The sequence below is a fragment of the Mycobacterium sp. E1386 genome (assembly GCF_001672745.1).
Lineage (GTDB): Bacteria > Actinomycetota > Actinomycetes > Mycobacteriales > Mycobacteriaceae > Mycobacterium.
Map to the genome: position 1 here is coordinate 18,363 of NZ_LZKH01000218.1, position 20,616 is coordinate 38,978.

The 20,616-nt window shown below is 67.4% G+C and carries 22 protein-coding genes; 16 read left to right on the forward strand and 6 right to left on the reverse strand.

Annotated elements, in window-relative coordinates; translation table 11 throughout:
• Complete coding sequence (mdlC, locus tag A5709_RS22615) at positions 1–1,602, reverse strand: benzoylformate decarboxylase (RefSeq protein WP_068122628.1); 1,602 nt, start codon at positions 1,600–1,602, stop codon at positions 1–3.
• Between the two features lie 337 nt (positions 1,603–1,939).
• Here mdlC and A5709_RS22620 point away from each other — a divergent pair, with 337 nt between their 5' ends.
• A complete protein-coding gene (locus tag A5709_RS22620) occupies positions 1,940–3,400 on the forward strand; it encodes a helix-turn-helix transcriptional regulator (RefSeq protein ID WP_068122631.1) in 1,461 nt (486 codons plus the stop codon).
• Positions 3,401–3,452: 52 nt separating this feature from the next.
• Here the strand turns inward: A5709_RS22620 and A5709_RS22625 are convergent, their stop codons facing one another.
• Both A5709_RS22625 and A5709_RS22630 read right to left on the reverse strand, forming a co-directional pair.
• A complete protein-coding gene (locus tag A5709_RS22625; protein ID WP_068122634.1) occupies positions 3,453–4,112 on the reverse strand; it encodes a maleylpyruvate isomerase family mycothiol-dependent enzyme in 660 nt (219 codons plus the stop codon).
• Positions 4,096–5,001, reverse strand: a complete 906-nt coding sequence (locus tag A5709_RS22630) for an alpha/beta hydrolase (protein WP_068122636.1) — start codon at positions 4,999–5,001, stop codon at positions 4,096–4,098. The genes A5709_RS22625 and A5709_RS22630 overlap by 17 nt, the downstream gene beginning before the upstream one ends.
• Before the next feature lie 121 nt (positions 5,002–5,122).
• On the opposite strand from A5709_RS22630, the gene A5709_RS22635 reads away from it, so the two are divergent.
• Positions 5,123–5,773: a TetR/AcrR family transcriptional regulator C-terminal domain-containing protein gene (locus A5709_RS22635; protein ID WP_369827393.1), complete on the forward strand. Its 651-nt coding sequence runs from the start codon at positions 5,123–5,125 to the stop codon at positions 5,771–5,773.
• Between the two features lie 10 nt (positions 5,774–5,783).
• Here A5709_RS22635 and A5709_RS22640 read toward each other — a convergent pair whose 3' ends face one another.
• A complete protein-coding gene (locus A5709_RS22640) occupies positions 5,784–6,458 on the reverse strand; it encodes a DUF427 domain-containing protein (RefSeq protein WP_068122640.1) in 675 nt (224 codons plus the stop codon).
• 111 nt (positions 6,459–6,569) lie between these two features.
• On the opposite strand from A5709_RS22640, the gene A5709_RS22645 reads away from it, so the two are divergent.
• The 9 genes from A5709_RS22645 (at position 6,570) to A5709_RS22685 (ending at position 14,527) form a co-directional block, all read left to right on the forward strand.
• Complete coding sequence (locus A5709_RS22645) at positions 6,570–7,739, forward strand: CaiB/BaiF CoA-transferase family protein (RefSeq protein ID WP_068122643.1); 1,170 nt, start codon at positions 6,570–6,572, stop codon at positions 7,737–7,739.
• 136 nt (positions 7,740–7,875) lie between these two features.
• Positions 7,876–8,472 (forward strand): hypothetical protein, encoded by a 597-nt coding sequence (locus A5709_RS22650; protein ID WP_068122646.1) that lies wholly within the window; start codon positions 7,876–7,878, stop codon positions 8,470–8,472.
• Positions 8,469–9,173: an NIPSNAP family protein gene (locus A5709_RS22655; protein ID WP_067943519.1), complete on the forward strand. Its 705-nt coding sequence runs from the start codon at positions 8,469–8,471 to the stop codon at positions 9,171–9,173. Before A5709_RS22650 ends, A5709_RS22655 begins: the two co-directional genes overlap by 4 nt.
• Positions 9,173–10,402 carry a cytochrome P450 gene (locus A5709_RS22660; protein WP_068122649.1) on the forward strand — a complete coding sequence of 410 codons (1,230 nt, stop codon included), beginning with the start codon at positions 9,173–9,175 and terminating at the stop codon, positions 10,400–10,402. Before A5709_RS22655 ends, A5709_RS22660 begins: the two co-directional genes overlap by 1 nt.
• A gap of 1 nt (position 10,403) precedes the next feature.
• On the forward strand, positions 10,404–11,372 hold the full coding sequence (locus tag A5709_RS22665) for a zinc-binding dehydrogenase (RefSeq protein ID WP_067943523.1): 969 nt from the start codon (positions 10,404–10,406) through the stop codon (positions 11,370–11,372).
• A gap of 2 nt (positions 11,373–11,374) precedes the next feature.
• The gene (locus A5709_RS22670) at positions 11,375–12,139 is read left to right on the forward strand and encodes an HpcH/HpaI aldolase/citrate lyase family protein (RefSeq protein WP_068122661.1); all 765 of its coding nucleotides are present in this window, start codon (positions 11,375–11,377) and stop codon (positions 12,137–12,139) included.
• A complete protein-coding gene (locus tag A5709_RS22675; RefSeq protein ID WP_068122651.1) occupies positions 12,129–12,527 on the forward strand; it encodes a nuclear transport factor 2 family protein in 399 nt (132 codons plus the stop codon). The genes A5709_RS22670 and A5709_RS22675 overlap by 11 nt, the downstream gene beginning before the upstream one ends.
• A complete protein-coding gene (locus tag A5709_RS22680; RefSeq protein WP_068009586.1) occupies positions 12,524–13,252 on the forward strand; it encodes an SDR family NAD(P)-dependent oxidoreductase in 729 nt (242 codons plus the stop codon). Before A5709_RS22675 ends, A5709_RS22680 begins: the two co-directional genes overlap by 4 nt.
• An 81-nt stretch (positions 13,253–13,333) precedes the next feature.
• Positions 13,334–14,527, forward strand: coding sequence for an enolase C-terminal domain-like protein (locus A5709_RS22685; protein ID WP_068122653.1), 1,194 nt, complete (start codon positions 13,334–13,336; stop codon positions 14,525–14,527).
• Between the two features lie 3 nt (positions 14,528–14,530).
• On the opposite strand, the gene A5709_RS22690 is transcribed toward A5709_RS22685, so the two are convergent.
• On the reverse strand, positions 14,531–15,640 hold the full coding sequence (locus tag A5709_RS22690; protein ID WP_068122663.1) for an alcohol dehydrogenase catalytic domain-containing protein: 1,110 nt from the start codon (positions 15,638–15,640) through the stop codon (positions 14,531–14,533).
• A gap of 14 nt (positions 15,641–15,654) precedes the next feature.
• Between A5709_RS22690 and A5709_RS22695 the strand changes: the two genes are divergently transcribed.
• Positions 15,655–16,146 carry a thioesterase family protein gene (locus A5709_RS22695; protein WP_067943531.1) on the forward strand — a complete coding sequence of 164 codons (492 nt, stop codon included), beginning with the start codon at positions 15,655–15,657 and terminating at the stop codon, positions 16,144–16,146.
• Positions 16,147–16,240: 94 nt separating this feature from the next.
• Entirely contained in the window at positions 16,241–16,681 is a 441-nt protein-coding gene (locus A5709_RS22700; protein WP_067943533.1) for an SRPBCC family protein, read from the forward strand.
• Here the strand turns inward: A5709_RS22700 and A5709_RS22705 are convergent.
• Positions 16,678–17,370, reverse strand: coding sequence for a GntR family transcriptional regulator (locus tag A5709_RS22705; RefSeq protein ID WP_082948261.1), 693 nt, complete (start codon positions 17,368–17,370; stop codon positions 16,678–16,680). The genes A5709_RS22700 and A5709_RS22705 overlap by 4 nt on opposite strands.
• A gap of 161 nt (positions 17,371–17,531) precedes the next feature.
• On the opposite strand from A5709_RS22705, the gene fadD5 reads away from it, so the two are divergent.
• From fadD5 to A5709_RS22720, 3 genes are all read left to right on the forward strand, one after another.
• Complete coding sequence (gene fadD5 / locus A5709_RS22710) at positions 17,532–19,172, forward strand: fatty-acid--CoA ligase FadD5 (RefSeq protein ID WP_067943537.1); 1,641 nt, start codon at positions 17,532–17,534, stop codon at positions 19,170–19,172.
• 248 nt (positions 19,173–19,420) lie between these two features.
• Entirely contained in the window at positions 19,421–20,236 is an 816-nt protein-coding gene (locus A5709_RS22715) for an ABC transporter permease (RefSeq protein ID WP_066949488.1), read from the forward strand.
• Between the two features lies 1 nt (position 20,237).
• The coding region (locus A5709_RS22720) for an ABC transporter permease (protein WP_231987044.1) at positions 20,238–20,616 on the forward strand (379 nt) is incomplete at its 3' end.

The window sequence follows — 20,616 nt, forward strand, 5'->3', positions numbered from 1 at the left end:
TCAAACTCCGACGGGAGTCGTACGTGCGTTGATCAGGGTGGGTCGCTGCCGGTCGGCGACGCCGCTTCTCAGCAACTCGATGACCTCGTCCGTGGTGTGCGCCTCATGGGCGTCGACTCCATAGCTGGCCGCTGTTGCCACGACATTGAGCCCCGGTAGATCGAGCCCGGGCACCCCTGGCGTCTTTTCCCATCCGCCGAATTCTTTGACCACACCGTATTCCGCGTTGGAAGCCACCACGATGGTCACGGGGATCTGGTACTGCGCCGCGGTCCACAACGCGGTAATCGCGTAATGCATCGAACCGTCGCCCATCAGCGCGACGACGGGACGGTCGGGGGCCGCGAGTTGAGCACCGACGGCCGCGGGCAGTCCGAAACCCAGTCCGCCGCCGGCCGCCGAAAGATGCGAGAACGGATGACCGGGTCGAATGCTGTTCGTAATGGCGACCTCGTTGCTGCCCGCCTCGCTGACCCACAACGTCTCCGGCGGCGCGCCCCGGCCGACGGCCGTCCATAGCGCTTCGGGGCGCAGCGGCGTCTGTGAATTGTCCAGGTCCGGGATCGGCGCGCGCGCCGCGGGTGCCGGCCGCTGGGTGGGCTTGGTCGCCGCGAGCAGTGCGGCGGCTGCGCCGGCAACGTCGGCGACGATCGCGTCCCCGGCGGGGGCGCGCGCGGCCTCATCAGGGTCATTGGTGATCTGAATCAGGCTCGCACCCTTGGGGAGATACGGTCCCGGCACCAACGGGTAGTACCGGAAAACGGGTGCCCCGATCACTAAAAGTAGGTCGTGTCCGGTCAGCATCTCGGAGATCCAGCCCGCGCCGGGCGGCAAAATGCCTTGATACAGCGGGTGATTCTCCGGAAATCCGCTCCACCCCGTTAGTGGCGCCGTCCAGACGGCCGATTGGGTGCGCTCCGCCAACGCGATCACCGCGTCCCACGCGCCATAACGCTCGACGTCGCCGCCCACAATTAGCGCCGGCGATTTCGCGGAGTCCAGTCGGGCGCCGATCTGCTCGGCGAGTTCGGGGGAAAAGCCCGCGGTGTGAGTCACCGAGCGGTCCCGCACGGCAGCAACATCGGTGGCCTGGCCGTCGTCGAATTGGACCGGCATGTCATCCATCGGCAGCGAGACGAACACCGGACCCATCGGCGGGGTGGTAGCCAGATGGATGGCGCGGGCCAGCACGGCGGGAGCCTCACTGGCGATCGCGGGTTCGGCCGCCCACTTCACGAAGGGCTTTGGCACCAAAGCGGGCTCTATGTTGGTCAGCAGACAGTACTGGTTCTGCATCGTGCGGCGCTGATTTCCGGCGGTCACGATCAGCGGAGTCTTGTTGATGAAAGCGTTGTAGAGCTGACCCTGGGCGTTACCCATGCCGGGGGCGGTATGCAGGTTGACAAATGCGGGTCGTCCGGTGATTTGTGCGTATGCGTCGGCCATCCCGACCGGCACCATCTCCTGGAGCCCCAGCACATAGCGGAAGTCTTCTGGGAAGTCCTGCAGCAGAGCCAATTCCGACGAGCCCGGATTGCCAAAGATGGTGGTCAAGTTGTGTGCGCGCAGCAGGTCGAGAATCGCCTCACGAACGGTGGTCATGCTGCCGCCTCCAAGCTGCACGAATGAGGGATGGGCTGGTACGCCCGGCTCACCTCGATGATGACTCGCCGCGACCCAACGCAGAATCCTCAAGACCTGGTAGTCCGCGTGCGATCGACGGCCGTGCCCGCCGCAAATTCAGCGGACCGGATTGGCATCCGCACAAAGGGCGTCCCTGACCCACAGCCGATAAGCTTTCGGACATGATTTACGCCCGAAGCCGGGGCGGGCGCGAAGTCATTAAGTCCGGTCTTGTCGCCCCGCCGACCGGCCGCACTGACCTGCGGCCACCGCTTCGTCGGCGAGTGCACTGATGCACCCCTCGGAGCGGATCTCAATGCTGGGGCAAAACGGTGCCCTACCGTCCGCGCTGCGCGGCGAGATGATGTTCACGTCCAAGTGCGGCAGCGACGCCGCTACCGCGTTGACTGCGCTGGCCCAGGAATGCGCGCCGCACGATGCGCAGGCCGCGCGCGAACTGTATCTCGAGGCGCTATCGGCGGTCCTGTTCGCGGGCCGTCTCGCCGGCAGCGGTGCCGTGTTGGAAGTGGCGAGGGCCGCCGGGGCAGCCCCCGCGGCACGGCGACCGCAGAGCCCGGCAGACCTCCTACTGGATGGGTTGACGGCCCTGGTCGTCTCCGGTCCCCGAGCGGGCCTCGGGCTGGTTCGAAGCGCGTTGGCCGGATTCTGTGCCGCCGAAGGGCCAAGCGTCGAGGGCGGGACGCGTTGGCTCTGGCTTGCCTGCCACGGCGCCATCAACGCTTGGGACGATCGCGCGTGGCTACACTTGCCGGCTCGACAAGTCGGGCTCGCCCGTGCGGCGGAAGACCAACGCGTGTTGCCCGTGGCGTTGCACTCGCTGGCAGCGGCGCTGACTTGGAGTGGAAATTTCGCCGCCGCCCGCCAGCTGATCACCGAGGCCGACTCGATCACGGCGTCGACGGCTACGACGGTCTTTCCCTACGCGGCACTTCCGCTTGCGGCCTGGCAAGGCGACCAAACCGAAACTGCACGATTGGCGCAGGCAGGGAAACACTATGCGCTAGCTCGTGGTGAGGGAATGGGTTTGGCGTCAATCGAACTGGCGACCGCGCTCCTGTACAACGGGTTGGGGCACTATGAGCAGGCCTTCGTGCCGGCCCGACAAGGGTGTGGGCACGCAGAAGAACTGTGGACGACGTTCTTGCTACCCGAATTGATAGAGGCGGCAACTCGTTGCGGGCAAACCGGCGACGCGCGTGATGCTCTCGCCTGTCTTGAAGAGAGCGCGCAGGCTGCTGGAACAGATTGGGCCCTGGGAACTTACGCGTGCTCACGGGCACTCGTGAGCAGCGGCGGGTCCGCGGAACGGTTCTACCGCGAGGCGATCGAGCGGATGGACCGCACAAAGCTGCGCCCGGCCGCCGCGCGTGCACGACTTGTCTACGGCGAGTGGCTGCGTCGAGAACGACGGCCGCTCGACGCCCGAACCCAGCTCCGGCCCGCTTATGAAATGTTCACGACCAACGGAATGGAAGCTTTTGCCAGGCGCGCGCGGCTTGAGCTTGAAGCCACCGGCGTGCGAATTCGCGAAAAGGCCGACACCCGAAACGGTTCGGGTCTGACCCCGCGTGAGGCGCAGATCGCCGCGCTGGCCGCCGGCGGGGCCACGAATTCGGAGATCGGCGCCCAGTTGTTCATCAGTCCGAACACCGTCGCGTACCACTTGCGCAAGGTATTCATCAAACTGAACGTGACCGCACGGCGGCAGCTCGCTGTCGGGAAGATCAATCAATTACCGCCCGTCACCGACTGGTGATTGGCCGCCATGGGCGGCGAGACGCCAACGGGATTCAACAGTCAATAGCGCGTCACGGGATGGACTTTGGCCATTGCTCAAGTCGGCCGGCGAGTACCGCGACTCCATCACCGGTCAAATGCCCTAGCGCCCAGGGCCGGCCGGCCAGCACTGAGGCAAGGTGGCCGGCTTCACCGGTGACCGTTGGTCCATCATTGGGGTGTGACCAGGTGGTGTCGGTAGCGATGAGGTTCAGGCCTCGTGCGCGTTTCGAGGCTGGGACGAACGGGTTCGGGATTGCTACCTCGGTTTCGAGAACGGCAGCGAGTATTGCCCGGGGAATCGCGGAGTCTGCGCCGATCGAGTAGGTGATGTCCAGTTCATGGATGACGTGATCACCGAGGAGCAGTCGCCTGGGAAAGATGCGACCGATGCCTCGTGCAAGCTGTGTCAATGCCGCAAGGTCATCGATCAGCGTGTGCGGGTCCTGTTGTGCCGCCAACGCGCGGGCCATTGAGGAGTTGGTGCGGTCGAATGAACCCCGGTGCCGCAACATCGCGGCCGCGATCGACGGCAGCGTGGCTGAGTAGCCGACGACGAGGTGGGCCAGGACTTCGTGGTTGCTCCACTCTGTGCACAGGCTGGGCTGCGACCACTGGTCTGCGGTGAGAGTACTGAGAAATCCGACGAGCCGAGCGTCGTTGTCCTGCAGGGTATTAAGCACTTTGGACATTCAGGTGCTCCTGAAGGAATTGGGTTTGATCGGCGAGCAGTTCCCCTAGTAAGGGCGGGTGATAAATCTGGAAGTGATCCCCGTCGTAGTGCCGCACGACGCCGTACCGCGCGCGGTGTCCCACGTCCGCGGCATGGCGCGGGTTCATGAGGGTCTCTCGTGTGGAGACACATACCAGCAGTGGAGCCGTAATCCGCGCGGCGCCGTGTTTGGCGCTGGTCATGCCGATCCCGATGACGTCGGCGGCGGCGATGCGGTTGTCGAAGGTCGTGCCGGCGGGCACGGTGGAGTACCAGCCGGCGAGAGCGCCGGGGATGGTGACTGCAGAGAGGCTGCCCGGTTCGCCGACGATGGGGACATACCGTGGGGCGGCGCCCCGCATCCGTCGAAGCACATCGTCGAGGATCGCCGGTGTCGCGCGGAGAGCGGGCCGCCAGCCGCCGCGGGCCAGTGTTGCCGGTCCATGGACGATCGGGCACTGCACGACCACGGCAGCGAGATCGCGCCGGGCTGCGGCTTGCCGCAGCACATGCATCGCGCCGAGGCTGGTGCCCCACAAGCCGATTCGTTGGGAGTCGATGCTGTCGTGGTGATGTAGATAGTCCAGCGAAGCGCCGACGTCCTGTTGGTGTCGGCGCATGCTGAAGCGTTGCCGTGGTGAACCGTCCGAAGCACCCGTGTGCCGGTAGTCGAAGGCCAGTGTCGCCACGCCGGCATCGGCGAAGTGTTGCTCGTATTGCGACATCAGCATGCCGTGCGTCGCGCCGAGGCCGTGGCAGAGTACAACCCCCGGATGGGGGCCGGCGCCGCGCGGCAGGGTCAGCCAGCCCGTGCACCGAACGCCTTGCGAAGTAAATGACACCGTGGTGGTGGCGATGTTAGTGCTCATGAAAACTTCCCTGGACCGGATACGTACGTTGTACGTATCCGGTCTACGTTAGGTACGCTGTACGTGTCAAGGGGTCACAAGCGGGAGGTGAGCTATCCGGGCACGATTCACCGTCTCTGAAGTGCGCGCACACGCAATGGGGATCGTCGATCGCGACGGGCTGAGCGCGCTGAACATGCGCTCGCTGGCAACCGCCCTGGGTACCGGGCCGATGACGCTCTACAACTACGTCAAAGACCGAGAGGAACTCGAGGCTCTGGTCGCCGAAGCGGTGCTGGCCGACGTGAAACCACCTGCGCCGTCCGACGATTGGCTTGCTGATGTGAAATCCATCGCGATCGCCGTGTGGGAATCAATGCGCCGTCACCGTAACGCTGTCCCGCTGGTCTTGACCCGCCGCACCGTCTCGAACGAGAGCTTTGCGCCCGCAGAACAGCTCGTCGCGGCACTGGTCCGTGGCGGACTTGCCGACCACGATCTGTTGGCCGCCTTTCGTGGGGTGCTCAGCCTGATCATGGGGGCCGCGCAGGTGGAGTTGGCCGGCCCCGCGGCGGTGGGCGCTCAAGAGCAGGCCAACATCGATGCCGCCGGCCGCATCGGACGCCTGGCGGGCGCCGACCACCCCCACCTGGCAGCCCTCGCATCCACCAGCCAACAATCATCGATGGCCGCGGACTTCGACCGCGCCCTCGACATGCTGCTGGCCGGTATCCAGGCCCGCGCGGATGCGTCTCGAACGACGCGGAACGGTCGACGCACCCCGAAACGTTGAGCTGCGACGTCTAGCTACGGCGGCTGGCCGGCAGCTCCGCGATCACGTCGGCGCGGGCGAGGTCGAAGCTGAAGAACCCTTCGATGGGCAGGCTTTCCGGCGGCGGATCGGCGTAACTCCACGCGATGTCGTCGACATTGCCCGCGGACCAATATGTCGCGAAACCCTTGTAGTTGCAGTAGCTCACCGTCTCCGAAAGGTGTAGCAGGTCGGTGCGCACGTGCCGCGGATCGACGTAAAGCCTTGGCTCCAAGGAGGTCTCGAATAGGATCACGGTGTCGTCGGTATCCACCAGCACCGTGCCGGCGACCGAAACCCGCAGGCGGCGCTTGGTGGGACGGCAGTCGACTCGGTGGTAGGGATTCGGCGGGTAGTGCACGAGTTCTCGTCCCTCTTCGAGCCAGGTGTCGACGGCGTCCCAGGGCACGTGGACGAAGCCCGGCGCCTCGGGCTCGGGTTCGGTGGGCAGGTCACCGACCTCGTCCGCCCGAAAGACGTAGCTGAGCGGCTGGCCCCGCCGGTGCACCAGCAGCGCCCCTTCGGTGTCGATCACCAGCCGCCCATCCTGGATCGCTTGCACGCGGCGCGGATGAGGCTCGATGAAGACGACGTCGGCGGGCAGCGGCGGCGAGAATCGCCCGGCCGGATCACTGCTGAGCGGACCATGTCCGGCTACCAGGCTCATGGCGCTCCTTCCGTCGCACGCAAACGCCACCCGACGTCACGCTAGCGTGGCACTCACCATGCAGCGCCACGCTGGCGTGACATTCGAAGAGTGCAGAGTAGGAACGTAGCCATGGCGGGACCAATGGAGGGCGTCACGGTCGTCGAGCTCGGGGTCTGGGTGGCCGGCCCGGCCACCGGCGGCATCCTGGCCGACTGGGGGGCCGACGTCATCAAGATCGAACCGCCCAGCGGCGACCCGGGGCGCCTGTTCGGCAGGATGCTGGGCTGCGACCTCGGGGTCAACCCGCCTTTCGAGATGGACAACCGCTCCAAGCGCAGCGTCGTGTTGAACCTCGCGGAGGCGGCGGACCTCGACACCGCGTTCGAATTGCTCGCCGGCGCCGACGTTTTCGTGACCAATGTGCGGCCCGGCGCGCTGCAACGCCTGGGGCTCGACTTCGAATCGGTGTCCGCCCACAACCCGCGCCTGGTGTATGGGCTGATCACCGGATACGGCGAGACCGGACCCGATGCGGACCGGGCCGCCTACGACGTGGCCGCGTTCTGGTCGCGCGCCGGGGTGGCGCATCTGCTCACCCGGCCCGGCGACACGCCGCCGTTCCAGCGCGGTGGCATGGGCGATCATTCGGCCGGCATGACGCTGGCGGCCGCCATCTGCGCGGCGCTGGTTGCCCGCGCCCGCACCGGGACCGGCCAGCTGGTGAGCACCTCGTTGTATCGGCAGGGCGCCTACACCGTGAGCTTCGACCTGAACACCTACCTGCTCACGGGCCAACCGATCGCGATCGGGCAACGCGAGTCGATGGGTAATCCCTGCATGAACAACTACGCCACCGCCGATGGGCGGCGATTCTGGATCGTCGGGCTCGAAGGCGATCGGCACTGGCCCCCGCTGTGCCGCGCCGTCGGCCACCCGGAGTGGCTAGACGATCCCCGCTTCGCCGACGCCTACGCGCGCTTCGTCAACGCGGCGGAACTGATCGCCGAGCTGGACGCCATCTTCGCCACCCGCACCCTCGACGAATGGGCGCAGGCCTTCGCGGCCGAACCCGATTTCTTCTGGTCGCCGGTGAATAGCCTCGAAGACGTCGTCGCCGACGAGCAGTTTCACGCGGCGGGCGGCATCGTCGACGTGCCCGACGGGGAATCGAGCGTCCCGATGGTGGCCACACCGGCCGATTTCCACGGCACACCCTGGGCACCGCGTTCTGCGGCACCGGAACTCGGGCAGCACACCGAGGAAGTGCTCGCCGAACTCAAGGCGCGCCGCGGTTCGTGACCACCGGTCGCACCTTTACAAATTTTCTGTCAAGTGTCACGCTGTCCGGTGAGTCGTCTCAGGCGGCCCAGCCCAGGACAAGCGTTGCGGTAAACGCCAATGCACGGATTCGGTGCGGCGGTGAGGAACGGATTGAATGGTCACGTCAACGTTCGACATCAGGGAAGGCAGCCGGGTCCACGCTGCCCGGGCGAGCCGTGCCGACCGGGACTGTCTGCGCTATCGGCTCGACGTCATTGCGGCGAGCGCGCTGGACGTCGTCGAATCGGCCGGAGGTTGGCTCTACGACCGCGCGATGGCCGGCTGGCAGGTGACGGTGCTGCTGCCGAATGACGGCGACGCGCGCGCCCTGCGGATCCTCGGCGTGCAGGCGCGGAATCTCGAGGAGTGGCTGGCCTCGACGGCGCCCGGCTCGACGAGCGAGAGCCTGGCGGTGAGCGCCGAGGCGTTCACCGCGGATGCGCGTGTGCGCGCCAAGGTGCTCACGTCGCTGGACGACCGGTTGACCGAAGTCGCGCTGTGGGGCCAGGCGCCTTCCGGGTGGCCCTCACGAGTGGACCGCGGGGTGGCCAGGGCGCAGTACGCGCTCAGCGCGGCCGCGCGAAGGTTCAAGGGCCACGCGCTGGCGGCGGCCGGGAGTGCTTGTCACGCCGTGTATTCCACGGAGACATTGCTCTGCGATTTGGCGACCTGTGGGCGCGGCGACTCGGGCCTGGTCCGGCTCGACCGATGAAGAAGTACTACCGCCACACGCTGCTCTATCTGCACGAGACCATCTCGCTCGGCTCCGGCCGAAGCGACCGCTTCACCGAGGTGTTCTCCGACACCTACCTGCCGATGATGGAAGAGACCGGTGCCCGGCTGTTCGCGATCTGGGAGACCACGCCCTACAACGGCCACTGGCCGCAGGTGACGATCATCTGGGAGATCGACGGATTCGCCGACTATGCGCGGATCGGGGCCGCCCAGGCCCGCGGCGGCAGTCACGAGGCCGCCGCCGGTAAATGGTCCGCCTTTCTGGCCGACATCGGCGCCGCGGGGGAGGGGCGAATCATGTACCCCGGCCCCAGCAACAGGACCCTTGCCCAATTGCGCGAAGCCAATTTCGCTGCGCCGCTGGTGATCCAAGAGATCATGCAAACCAAGCCGGGGCGCCAAGACGACTACATCCGCGAACTCGAGCGGCTCTACGTCCCATGGTCGGAACGCACCGGCAAGCGCTGGCTGGGCTCGTTCACCACGACCTTCCGCTACAACGAGGTGATCCACTATTGGGCGCTGGACGGCGGCTGGGAATGCTTCGCCAACCACTACCCCTCGTGGAAGGAGAGCCCACCGGCCGAGATCGTCACCTGGATGAGCGTGGCGCCCGCCCTGCGCGACGGCTGGGAGGATTCGATCCTGCAGGCCCTACCGCCGTCGCCGCTGCAGTGATGCGACAGCAAGAGGCCGCGCCCTTCGCCTACGACCCCTTCGACGCGCAGGTGATGGCGAACCCCCTGCCGTACTACCGAATCCTGCGGAACCATCATCCGGTGTACTACATGCCGCAGTGGGACACCTTCGCGCTGTCCCGCTTCGAGGACATCTGGCAGGTGCTGGAAGTCAACGACGGGACGTTCGTCGCCTCGGAGGGGACACTGCCCGCGGCGTCGGTTCTGGCCACGCACAACACCGGCGCGGTGGACGACCCGCCGCTGCACCCGTTGCCGTTTCACGCGGTGTTCGACACGGATCTGTACGCGGAGATCCGGCGCGCGCACTCCCAGCCGCTGCGGCCCAGGGCCGTCACCGGCTGGGAGGACAGAATCCGCGAGCTGGCCAACGAACGCCTCGATGAGCTGCTGCCCCGCGGTTCGTTCGACCTGACCCAGGACTACGGCGGCATTGTCGTGGCATCCGTCGTGTGCGAATTGCTGGGCATCTCGACCGATCTCGCGCCCGAGGTGCTGGCCGCGGTCAACGCGGGCAGCCTCGCCGAGCCGGGTGTCGGGGTGGACACCGCCGAAGCGCGGCCGAACTACTTCCAGTACCTGCTGCCGGTGGTGCAGCGCCGCCGCGGCGACCGGTCCGGAAGGCCGCTCGGCGTCGTGGACGGCCTGCTCGGCTACCGCCTGCCCGACGGCAGCCCGCTCGACGATGTCGAAGTCGCGACCCAGATGCTCTGCATCTTCATCGGAGGCACCGAGACGGTGCCCAAGATCGTCGCCCACGGCCTGTGGGAACTCGACCAGCGACCCGACCAACTCGCCGCGGTGCGCGCCGACCCAGGAAACAACGTGCCGGTCGCGCGCGAGGAGATGATCCGGTTCTGTGCGCCGGCGCAGTGGTTCGCCCGAACCGCGCGGCGGCCCTTCACCATTCACGGCCAGACCATCCGGCCCGGACAGCGCGTCATCACGCTGCTCGCCTCGGCCAACCGCGACGAGCGGGAATACCCCGAGCCCGACGAATTCGTCTGGGACAGGCCGATCCGCCGGTCGCTGGCCTTCGGCCGCGGTCAGCATTTCTGCATCGGCTACCACCTGGCCAGGCTGGAAGTCGATGTGCTGGTGCAGGAATGGCTGCGTCGGGTGCCCGACTACGCGATCCAGGCCGAGGCCGCCAAGCGGCTGCCCTCCAGCTTTCAATGGGGATGGAACAACATCCCGGTGGAGGTCTGACGTGTGGTCTTACCGGATCGTCGCCCCCTACCTGTTCGAGCGGACAACGCTTCCAGAGAAGACGCCCGAGCGCCTCGCCGAGGGCCAGGTGTTGTTGCGGTTCATGGCCGCCGGTGTCTGCGGCAGCGATCTGCCGGCCTTCCGCGGTGCCCGCGGCCGCCTTCCGGGTGACGACGGGGCCAGTGCGGCCGAAAAGGACGGCTTTCCCATCCACGAAGTCGCCGGCGAGGTGATCGCCAGCCGGCACCCCGAACACCGTCCCGGCGACTGCGTGGTCGGCTGGGCGTCCGGGTTCGACGGCATGATGGAACGCGTGGTCAGCAACGGCGACGGCTTGGCGCCGTACGATCCGGCGCTGACCCCGGCGCAGGCGGTCGGCCTGCAACCGCTGGCGTGCGTCCTCTACGCCTGCGAGCAGCTGCCGGATCTCGCCGGCAAGCATGTGGCGATCATCGGCCAGGGGTCCATCGGCCTGCTGTTCTCCTACGTCGCGAAGGCGGCCGGTGCGCGGCGCGTCACCGGGGTCGACCCCGTCGATCGGTCAAGTCTGGCAACCGCATTCGGTGTCGACGAGCCGGTGCGTGCCACCAGCGACCGCTGGGCGAGCCGGCTTGCGGCCGGTGACCGCGCCGACATCGTCATCGAGGCCGTGGGTCACCAGGTCGCCACACTGGGCCACGCCGTCGACGCGACCGCGCCCGGCGGCACCATCTTCTACTTCGGCGTCGCCGACGACGACGCCTACCCGATCAACATGCGCGCCATGCTGCGCAACAACCTGACGCTGAAATCCGGTGTGACACTGGACCGGCGGCGGATGCTGGAACTCGCGGGCAAGTTCGCCGCCGAACATCCCGAGCTGCTCGCCACCTACCTGACGCACACGTTCGGCATCGACGACGTCCAGGGTGCGTTCGAGTTGGCCTGCCGCCCGGTTCCCGAGCGCGTCAAGATCGCGATCGGACAGTGAGCGTGCCGGGCAGTTCACAGAGCGCGTTACAGCGCGCCCTGAACCGCGGCGGGCCGATATGGGGCGGCTGGATCACCGGGCCGACGCTGCTCGGCCCGGAGGAATTCGCCGGTGCGGGTTACGACTACGTGGGTTTCGACGCCCAGCACGGCTACCTCGACGACGCCGACATCGCCGGGATGCTGCGCCGGACCGAGCACCTGCCCGTCGGCACCGTGGTGCGGCTGCCCAACGCCGACGCGGCCCCGATCGGCCGCGTGCTGGACGCCGGCGCCGACGCGGTCGTCATCGCCATGATCGAATCGGCGGACCAGGCCGCCGCGGCGGTGGCCGCCACCCGCTACCAGCCCGCGGGCATCCGCAGCTTCGGTCCGCTGCGCGCCGGCCTGGGCCGCGACACCGCCGCGCTGGAGTCCCGGGTGAGCGTGTTCGCGATGATCGAGACGGCCGCGGCGCTGTCCGGGTTGGACGACATCTGCGCCGTCGACGGGCTCGCCGGGCTCTACGTCGGCCCCGCCGATCTGGCGCTTTCACTGGGCGTGGACGTGGTTGGCGCGACGAAAAATCCGGCCGTCCTGGATGCCATCGTGGGAATCCACCGCGCGGCCACCGGCGCCGGTTTGGTGACCGGCATCCACGCCGGGGACGGCACGACGGGCCGCGCCATGGCGAAGCTGGGGCTGTCGATGATCACCCTGACGGCCGAATCGCACGCGCTGCGCCGGGGAGCCGCGGAGCACCTGCGCGAGGCGAAGCATGACGGATGACCGGGCCGCTGTCCGTGAGCTCATCGTCGACTACGCCCTCGCGCTCGACGCGGGAGACGTCGACGGCTGCCTGGCGTTGTTCGCCGCGGACGCCGAATTCCTGGTCTACGGACGCGTTTTCGCCGGCCACGACGGCATCGGGAAGATGTTCCGGGACGCCCCGCGGGGGCTGCACCTGACCGGGGTCACCCGGATCCACGTGGACGGCGACACCGCGACGGCGCGGTCGCAGGTGCTGTTCGTCCGCGCGGGTGACCTGCACCTGCGCCCCGCCCTCTACGACGACGAACTGATCCGCAACGAGGGGCGGTGGCGTTTCCGGCGCCGGCGCTGCCAGTTCGTCACCAGCCGCGGCCTGTCCGACTCCCCCGAGGTCACCTCATCATGAATCAACGCGTCGCATTGGTGACCGGTGCCGCCGGCGGCCAGGGCTGGGCCATCGCCAAACGGCTACGCAGGGAAGGGTATTCGGTCGCCGCATGCGATCGGCGGGCCAGCGAGCTGACCGCCCTGGTCGACGAATCGGGAGACGACGGGATGGTTGCGATCGAACTCGACGTCACCTCCGAATCGCTGTGGGAGTCGGCCGTGCACACCGTGATCGGCCGATTCGGGGCGCTGACCACGCTGGTGAACAACGCCGGCGTGCTGCATCGCGCCTCGTTGGCCGACGAGACCGCCGACGGGTTCGAGAATTCCTGGCGGGTCAATTGTTTCGGCGCTTTCCTCGGCATTCATGCGACGCTGGAGCACCTGCGCGCTGCGCAGAACGCCGCCATCGTCAACATCTGCAGCACCGGAGCCATCCGCCCCTTCCCGCACCACGCCGCGTACGGTTCGGCGAAGTGGGCGCTTCGCGGCCTGACCCAGAACGCCGCCGCCGAACTGGCACCCTTCGGCATCCGGGTCAACGCCGTGTTCCCCGGTCCCATCGCCACGCCGATGCTCGATGACGCGACCCAACTGCGGCTCGCCGCGTCGTCGGCCTTCGGGCGGATCGGCCAGCCGCGTGAGATTGCCGACGCCGTCGCGTTCCTGGCCTCCGAGGAGGCGTCGTTCATCACAGGTTCCGAACTCATCGTCGACGGTGGCCAGTGCGTGCAGATCCGATGACCTGGCGAAGCCCCGGCCGTGACGGGCGCGGGACCTTCGCCTCTACTCTGAGCGCCCGGGGCATCGGCAGAATGTGCTGCCATGAAGATCACCGGCCTCGAGGTGGTGCCGTTCGAAACGTTCGTCGATCGAATCTCGTTCGGCCAGCTGATGACCGATTACCGCGTGGTGCAGACCGTGACCAAGGTGGTCACCGACGAGGGGATCGAGGGCTACTACTTCGGTGGTCACTTCCACGGTGACCAGGACGGCCTGCTCCCCGGGGATCAGGCGCTGATCACCCAATTCCTGAGCCCACTGCTCGCCGGCCAGAACCCGTTCGACAGGGCGGAGATCTGGCGGCAACTGTGGGCGGCGAAGCTACCCGAAAACGTCTGCAGCGCCATCGATCTGGCCCTGTGGGATCTGGCCGGCCGGGTCACCGGGTTGCCGGTACACAAACTGCTCGGCGGGGCGCGGGACCGGGTGAAGGCATATGCCAGCAGTTTCAACAACCTCGGATCGCCCGACGAGTACGCCGCCCACGCCGTCGAATGCAAGCGTCAAGGCTACGGCGCCTACAAGATTCACCCGTATCACTACTGGAATCCCGCGACAGGTCAATTCGCCCTGCCGCGGCCGTCCTACGTGGATTGGGACATCAGGGTGTGCCGCGAGGTTCGGGCGGCGGTGGGTGACGAGATGGTGCTGATGTTCGATCCCTGGGGCACCTACCACACCCACGAGGACGCGCTGCGGGTCGGCCGCGAGCTGCAGCGACTGGGCTTCTACTGGTACGAGCACCCGATGCCGGAGTACCGGGTTGAGGCCTACCGGCGACTCGGCGACGAACTGGACATCCCCATCTGCTCCCCCGAGATCGCCGAGGGAGGCATCTACACCCGGGCGGATTGGATCCTGCGCCATGCCTCCGACATCAGCCGCATCGATGTATTGCGCGGAGGCATTACCGGTGTGATGAAGCTGGCGGGGATGTGCGAGGCGGTCGGCATGCGGTGCGAGCTGCATATGAGCGGCTTCGGCAACCTGCAGGTGCTCGGTGCCACCAGCGAAGACGTCTGCGAGTACTACGAGCGCGGCCTGCTCGGGCCCGGGGTTCGCTACGACGCCGCGCCGCCGTATCTGAAGTCGCCCTGCGATCCGCTCACCCCCGACGGGTTCGTCGAGATACCGTCGGGGCCCGGACTGGGCTACGAAATCCGTTGGGAATACATCGAAGAACACCGTCTGCCGGACGCGGCGGTGGAACCCGTCGCGCCCCTGCACCCGAGATAGCGGCTAATCGAACCTGATGAGCTGCCGCACCGCGGTGCCGTCGGCCAGGTTGTCCATCGCCTCGTTGATCTCGTCCAACCGGATCGACGACGACACCAGCGATTCCACCGGCAGCCGGCCCGCTTGCCACAGTGCGACGAACCGGGGAATGTCGCGGCTGGGCACCGCCGAACCCAGGTAGCTGCCGATCAGCGAGCGCCCCTCGGCCACAAAACCCAACGGCGACAAGGTGATTCGTGCATCCGGTGGCGGCAGGCCGACGGTGATGGTGCGGCCGCCCGGCGCGGTCAGCGCGACGGCCGTCTCGAGTGCGGCGGGATGACCAACCGCCTCGACGACCACGACTGCCTTCACCCGAGCGTCGGCGGCTTGCTGCGGCGTGTACGCCTCGTGCGCGCCCAGGGCGCGGGCGGCCGTCAGCTTGTCGGGCAATTGGTCGACGGCGACGACGCGCACGCCGTCATAGGTGAGCGCCGTGAGCACCGCCGCCATGCCGACACCGCCCAGGCCGACAACGGCGACCGTCTGACCCGGCTGCGGATTGCCGACGTTGAGCACGGCGCCCCCACCCGTCAACACGGCGCACCCCAGCAGCGCGGCGACCTCGGGCGGCACGTCGGGCGGCACCGGAACCACACTGGCCCGGTTGACCACCGCGTGCGTCGCGAATCCCGAGACCCCCAGGTGGTGATACACCCGGTGGCCGGCGTGGTGGAGCCGGATGTCGCCGTCCAGCAAGGTCCCCGCGGCGTTGGCCGCGCTGCCCGGTTCGCACGGGGTCAGGCCCTGTGTCGCGCAGGCCGCGCAATGACCGCACCGCGGCAGGAACACCAGCACCACCCGCTGGCCGATGGCGAGGTCGGTCACGCCGTCACCCACCCGCTCGACGATTCCGGCCGCCTCATGACCGAGCAGCATCGGCACCGGGCGCACCCGGTTGCCGTCGACCACCGACAGATCGGAGTGGCACACCCCGGCCGCCTCGATGCGGATCATCACCTCGTTGCTGCCCGGCGGTTCCAGGTCGAGATCGACGACGCGGATGGGCCGGGAATCGGCGTATGGGCGGGGCAGACCGACCCGGTCCAGCACGGCCCCCCGAATCTGAACCATGTTGGAATACAACCATGGCTTCGGAACCCCCGGCCTCGCCGGCTCCGGTGGTACCACCGGCGCCGGACGGGCTCACCAGCGACGACTTCCCCGTGCTCTGGCCGGTCGGAACCCGGTGGGCCGACAACGACATGTTCGGCCACCTCAACAACGCGGTGTACTACCAATTGTTCGACACCGCCATCAACGCCTGGATCAACACCAGCACCGGGCTGGACCCGTTGACCACCCCGGCGCTGGGCATCGTCGCCGAGTCAGGCTGCCGGTACTACTCGGAACTGCATTTCCCCGAAGACCTCGCGGTGGGCCTGGCGGTGACCCGGCTCGGCCGCAGCAGCGTCACCTACCGGCTCGGCGTGTTCCGGGCGGTGCACGCAAAGCAGGCGCAGCCCATCACCGCGCTGGGCCATTGGGTACACGTCTACGTCGACCGGTCCAGTCGCAAGCCGATCGAGATCCCCGCACCCGTCCGCTCGTTGCTGTCGTCGGCAAGCGTGGAGCGATAAGGCTGAGATCGCCCGCGGGGCCGGGGCTTTCGTGCGAAACCGCGGCCCGGCCTGCACTGCCGGAGCGCGTCGTCCACCCGGCTATGCTTCGCCAATGCCCGTTATGAGCAAGACGGTCGAGGTCAGCGCCGACGCGGCCTTGATCATGGCCATAGTCGCCGACTTCGAGGCCTACCCGCAGTGGAACGAGGAGATCAAGGGCCTCTGGGTGCTCGCCCGATACGACGACGGGCGCCCCAGCCAGCTGCGGCTCGACACCGACTACCAGGGCATGCAGAGCATGTTCATCCAGGCCGTGTACTACCCGGGGGAAAACCAGATCCAGACCGTGCTGCAGCAGGGTGACCTCTTCACCAAGCAGGAGCAGCTGTTCAGCGTCGTGGCGATGGGCACGTCGAGCTTGCTGACGGTGGACCTCGACGTCGAGACCTCGATGCCGGTTCCGGCGCCGATGGTCAAGCAGCTCCTCAACAATGTGTTGGACCACCTTGCCGAAAGCCTCAAGCGGCGCGCCGAGCAGCTGGCCGCGGGCTAGTCGAAGATCCCGGTCCGGTCCCGCATCTCGTTCAGCCGGGCGGCCGCGTCCGTGAATTGCCACACGGTGTGTTCGATCACCGCGGCGGCATCGCGCCGGCGCAGCGCCGCGATCAGCTGGCGGTGATTCTCGACGGCGGCCGCACCCCACTGCTGATCGGCGGCATACATCAGCACCGGCATGTAGCGCGCGGCGTTGAGCAGGAACCAGGCGAGCTTGATCCGCCCGCTCGCCTGATTGAAGACCCGATGGAACGCGAACTCGATGCCCGCGATGGTCTCGGCATCGCTGGAGCCGACGGCCGCGGCGAGCGCCTCGTTGATGCGCTCCAGCTCGTTGATCTCCGCGTCGGTGATGTGGTCGGTGGCGGCGGCCGCCAGCTCCTTGGCGATGGTGGCCTGCAGCCAGAAGATGTCCTCGACGTCCTGCCGCGTGAGCGGGAGCACGACGTGACCGCGGTGCGGTTCGAGCTGCACCATGCCCTCGCCGCGCAGCTTCAGCAGCGCTTCGCGCACCGGCGTGACGCTGACGCCGAGCTCGGCCGCGGTCTCGTCGAGGCGGATGAACGTTCCCGGCCGCAAGGCCCCGGACATGATCGCCGCCCGCAGGTGGCCCGCGACCTCGTCGGACAACTGCGCCCGGCGCAGCGGCCGTCGGCGCCTCAGTCGCGTGGAAATCGGTGCGTTCACGGGGGCTGCCAGGGCTTTCGGGGCGTCGCGGAGGTTGGTTTGAAACTTATATCGGGGCTTGTCAGCTGGGCTTTAAGGCCATAATGTGACCCAGACAACACCATGTTTTATCAAATATCAACCTGGCGCAAGCGGTGCGCGAGTGAAGGGAAGGGCTGGGGTTGACCGCGCAATTAGCGAGCCATCTGACGCAGGGAACCGAGCAGCCGTATCTGGCCCGGCGGCAGAACTGGGTGAACCAGCTCGAACGGCATGCCCTGATGCAGCCGGGCGCGACGGCGCTGCGCTTCCTCGGGAAGACCGTGACGTGGGGCGAACTGTGGCGCCGGGTCGGGGCGCTGGCCGATGCGCTGAGCCGTCGGGGAGTCGGCTTCGGCGATCGCGTCATGGTCTTGATGCTCAACCGCACGGAATTCGTCGAGTCGGTGCTGGCGGTCAACATGCTGGGCGGGATCGCCGTGCCGCTGAACTTCCGGCTCACCGCCGCCGAGATCGCCTTCCTGGTGCAGGATTGCGAAGCCCGCGTGGTGATCACCGAATCGGTGCTCGCCCCGGTCGCGACCGGGGTTCGCGACGTCGAGCCCCTGCTGGACACGATCATCGTGGCCGGTGGCGCGAGCGACGACAGCGTGCTCGGCTATGACGACCTGATCAACGAGCCCGGCGCTTCGCACGAACCCGTCGACATCCCGAACGATTCGCCGGCGTTGATCATGTACACCTCGGGCACCACCGGCCGGCCGAAGGGCGCCGTGCTGACCCACACCAACCTGACCGGCCAGACCATGACGGGCCTCTACACCAACGGCGCTGACATCAACAGCGACGTCGGTTTCGTCGGCGTCCCGTTCTTTCACATCGCCGGCATCGGCAACATGCTGACCGGGCTGCTGCTCGGCACCCCCACGGTGATCTACCCGCTCGGCGCCTTCGAGCCGGGGCCACTGCTCGACGTGCTGGCCGAGGAGAAGGTCACCGGCCTGTTCCTGGTGCCCGCGCAATGGCAGGCGGTCTGCGCCGAGCAGAAAGCGCGGCCCCGCGACCTCAGGTTGCGGGTGATGTCGTGGGGGGCGGCGCCCGCGCCCGACGCGCTGCTGCGCGAGATGTCGGCGACGTTCCCCGGAACTCAGATCCTCGCCGCGTTCGGGCAGACCGAGATGTCGCCGGTCACCTGCATGCTGCTGGGCGAAGACGCGATCCGCAAACGTGGATCGGTCGGCAAGGTGGTCCCGACCGTGGCCGCACGCGTGGTCGACGAAAACATGAATGACGTACCGGTCGGTGAAGTTGGTGAAATCGTTTATCGCGCACCGACTTTGATGAGCGGATACTGGAACAACCCGGAGGCCACCGCGGAGGCGTTCGCGGGCGGTTGGTTCCATTCCGGGGACCTGGTCCGGATGGACGCCGACGGCTACGTCTGGGTGGTGGACCGCAAGAAGGACATGATCATCTCCGGCGGCGAGAACATCTACTGCGCCGAGGTGGAGAACGTGCTGGCCAGCCATCCCAGCATCGTCGAAGTCGCGGTCATCGGGCGTTCCCACGAAAAGTGGGGCGAGGTGCCGATCGCGGTGGCGGCGGTCGCCGGCGAGCAGCTGCTGCTCGAGGAGTTGGCCGAATTCCTGGGCGAGCGCCTCGCGCGGTACAAGCATCCCAAGGCGCTCGAGATCGTGGACGCGCTGCCGCGCAACCCCGCCGGCAAGGTGCTCAAGACTGAGCTACGGATCCGTTACGGCACCGCAAATATCGACGAAAACCGTTCTGTTACAGAAGGTTTCACTGGCAGAGAGGAAAGCTGACGGAAACTGTAACGTTTGCCCGCTGTTGACGAAGGGTTAATTGTGCAGATGCAGTTCACACGTGCATGGCCATCGGGTACATTCCTGTGGTCTCCGTTACTACTTGCCAGTAGGGAGCCCATGGTCACACACGTTGGGTCGCGGCAAGGTGGGGGCACCCCCGGCCGCGCAGCGGCGAGGGGGCGAGGCGTGCTACACGTTCCGCCGCGGCGCCCTGAGGCCCGCGGTATCGGCTGGAGGGGGCAGCGGTGACTTCAACGTCGACGAGTCGACAGGGCCCCTACCTGGTCGGCTACGTACGCGACCAGCTGCAGACGCCCTTGACGCTCATCGGGGGGTTTTTCCGGATGTGCGTGCTCACCGGAAGAGCGCTGTTCCGCTGGCCGTTCCAGTGGCGGGAATTCGTCCTGCAGTGCTGGTTCATCATGCGGGTGGCCTTCCTGCCGACCATCATGGTCTCGATCCCGCTGACCGTGCTGCTGATCTTCACGCTCAACGTGCTGCTGGCCCAGTTCGGAGCCGCCGACCTGTCCGGTGCCGGTGCGGCGATCGGTGCCGTGACTCAGCTCGGGCCGCTCACCACGGTGCTGGTGGTGGCCGGCGCCGGCTCGACCGCCATCTGCGCGGACCTCGGTGCCCGCACCATCCGCGAGGAGATCGACGCGATGGAGGTTCTCGGCATCGACCCCATCCATCGCCTGGTGGTTCCCCGCGTGATCGCGGCGACCCTGGTCGCCACCCTGCTCAACGGCCTGGTGATCACCGTCGGTCTGGTCGGCGGCTACCTGTTCGGTGTCTATCTGCAAAACGTCTCCGGCGGCGCCTACCTCGCCACCCTCACCACGATCACCGGCCTGCCCGAGGTGGTCATTGCGACCGTCAAGGCCGCCATGTTCGGCCTCATCGCGGGGCTGGTCGGCTGCTACCGCGGGTTGACCGTGCGCGGCGGCTCCAAAGGGCTCGGCACGGCGGTGAACGAGACCGTCGTGCTCTGCGTCGTCGCTCTGTATGCGGTCAACGTCGTGCTGACGACCATCGGCGTGCGATTCGGGACGGGCCACTGACATGTCAACCTCTGCCGTATTGCGCGCCCGCTTCCCGCGGGCAGTCGAGAACCTCAACCGCTACGGCGGTGCCGCGGCCCGCGGCGTGGACGACATCGGTCAGATGGCCTGGTTCGGAGCGGTGGCCGTCGGACACATCCCGCACGCGATACGCAACTACCGCAAGGAAACGTTGCGGCTGATCGCCCAGATCGGCATGGGCACCGGCGCCATGGCCGTCGTCGGCGGGACCGTCGCGATCGTCGGCTTCGTGACCCTCTCCGGTAGCTCCCTGGTCGCTATCCAGGGCTTCGCCTCGCTCGGCAACATCGGGGTCGAGGCATTCACCGGCTTCTTCGCCGCACTGATCAACGTGCGCATCGCGGCCCCGGTGGTCACCG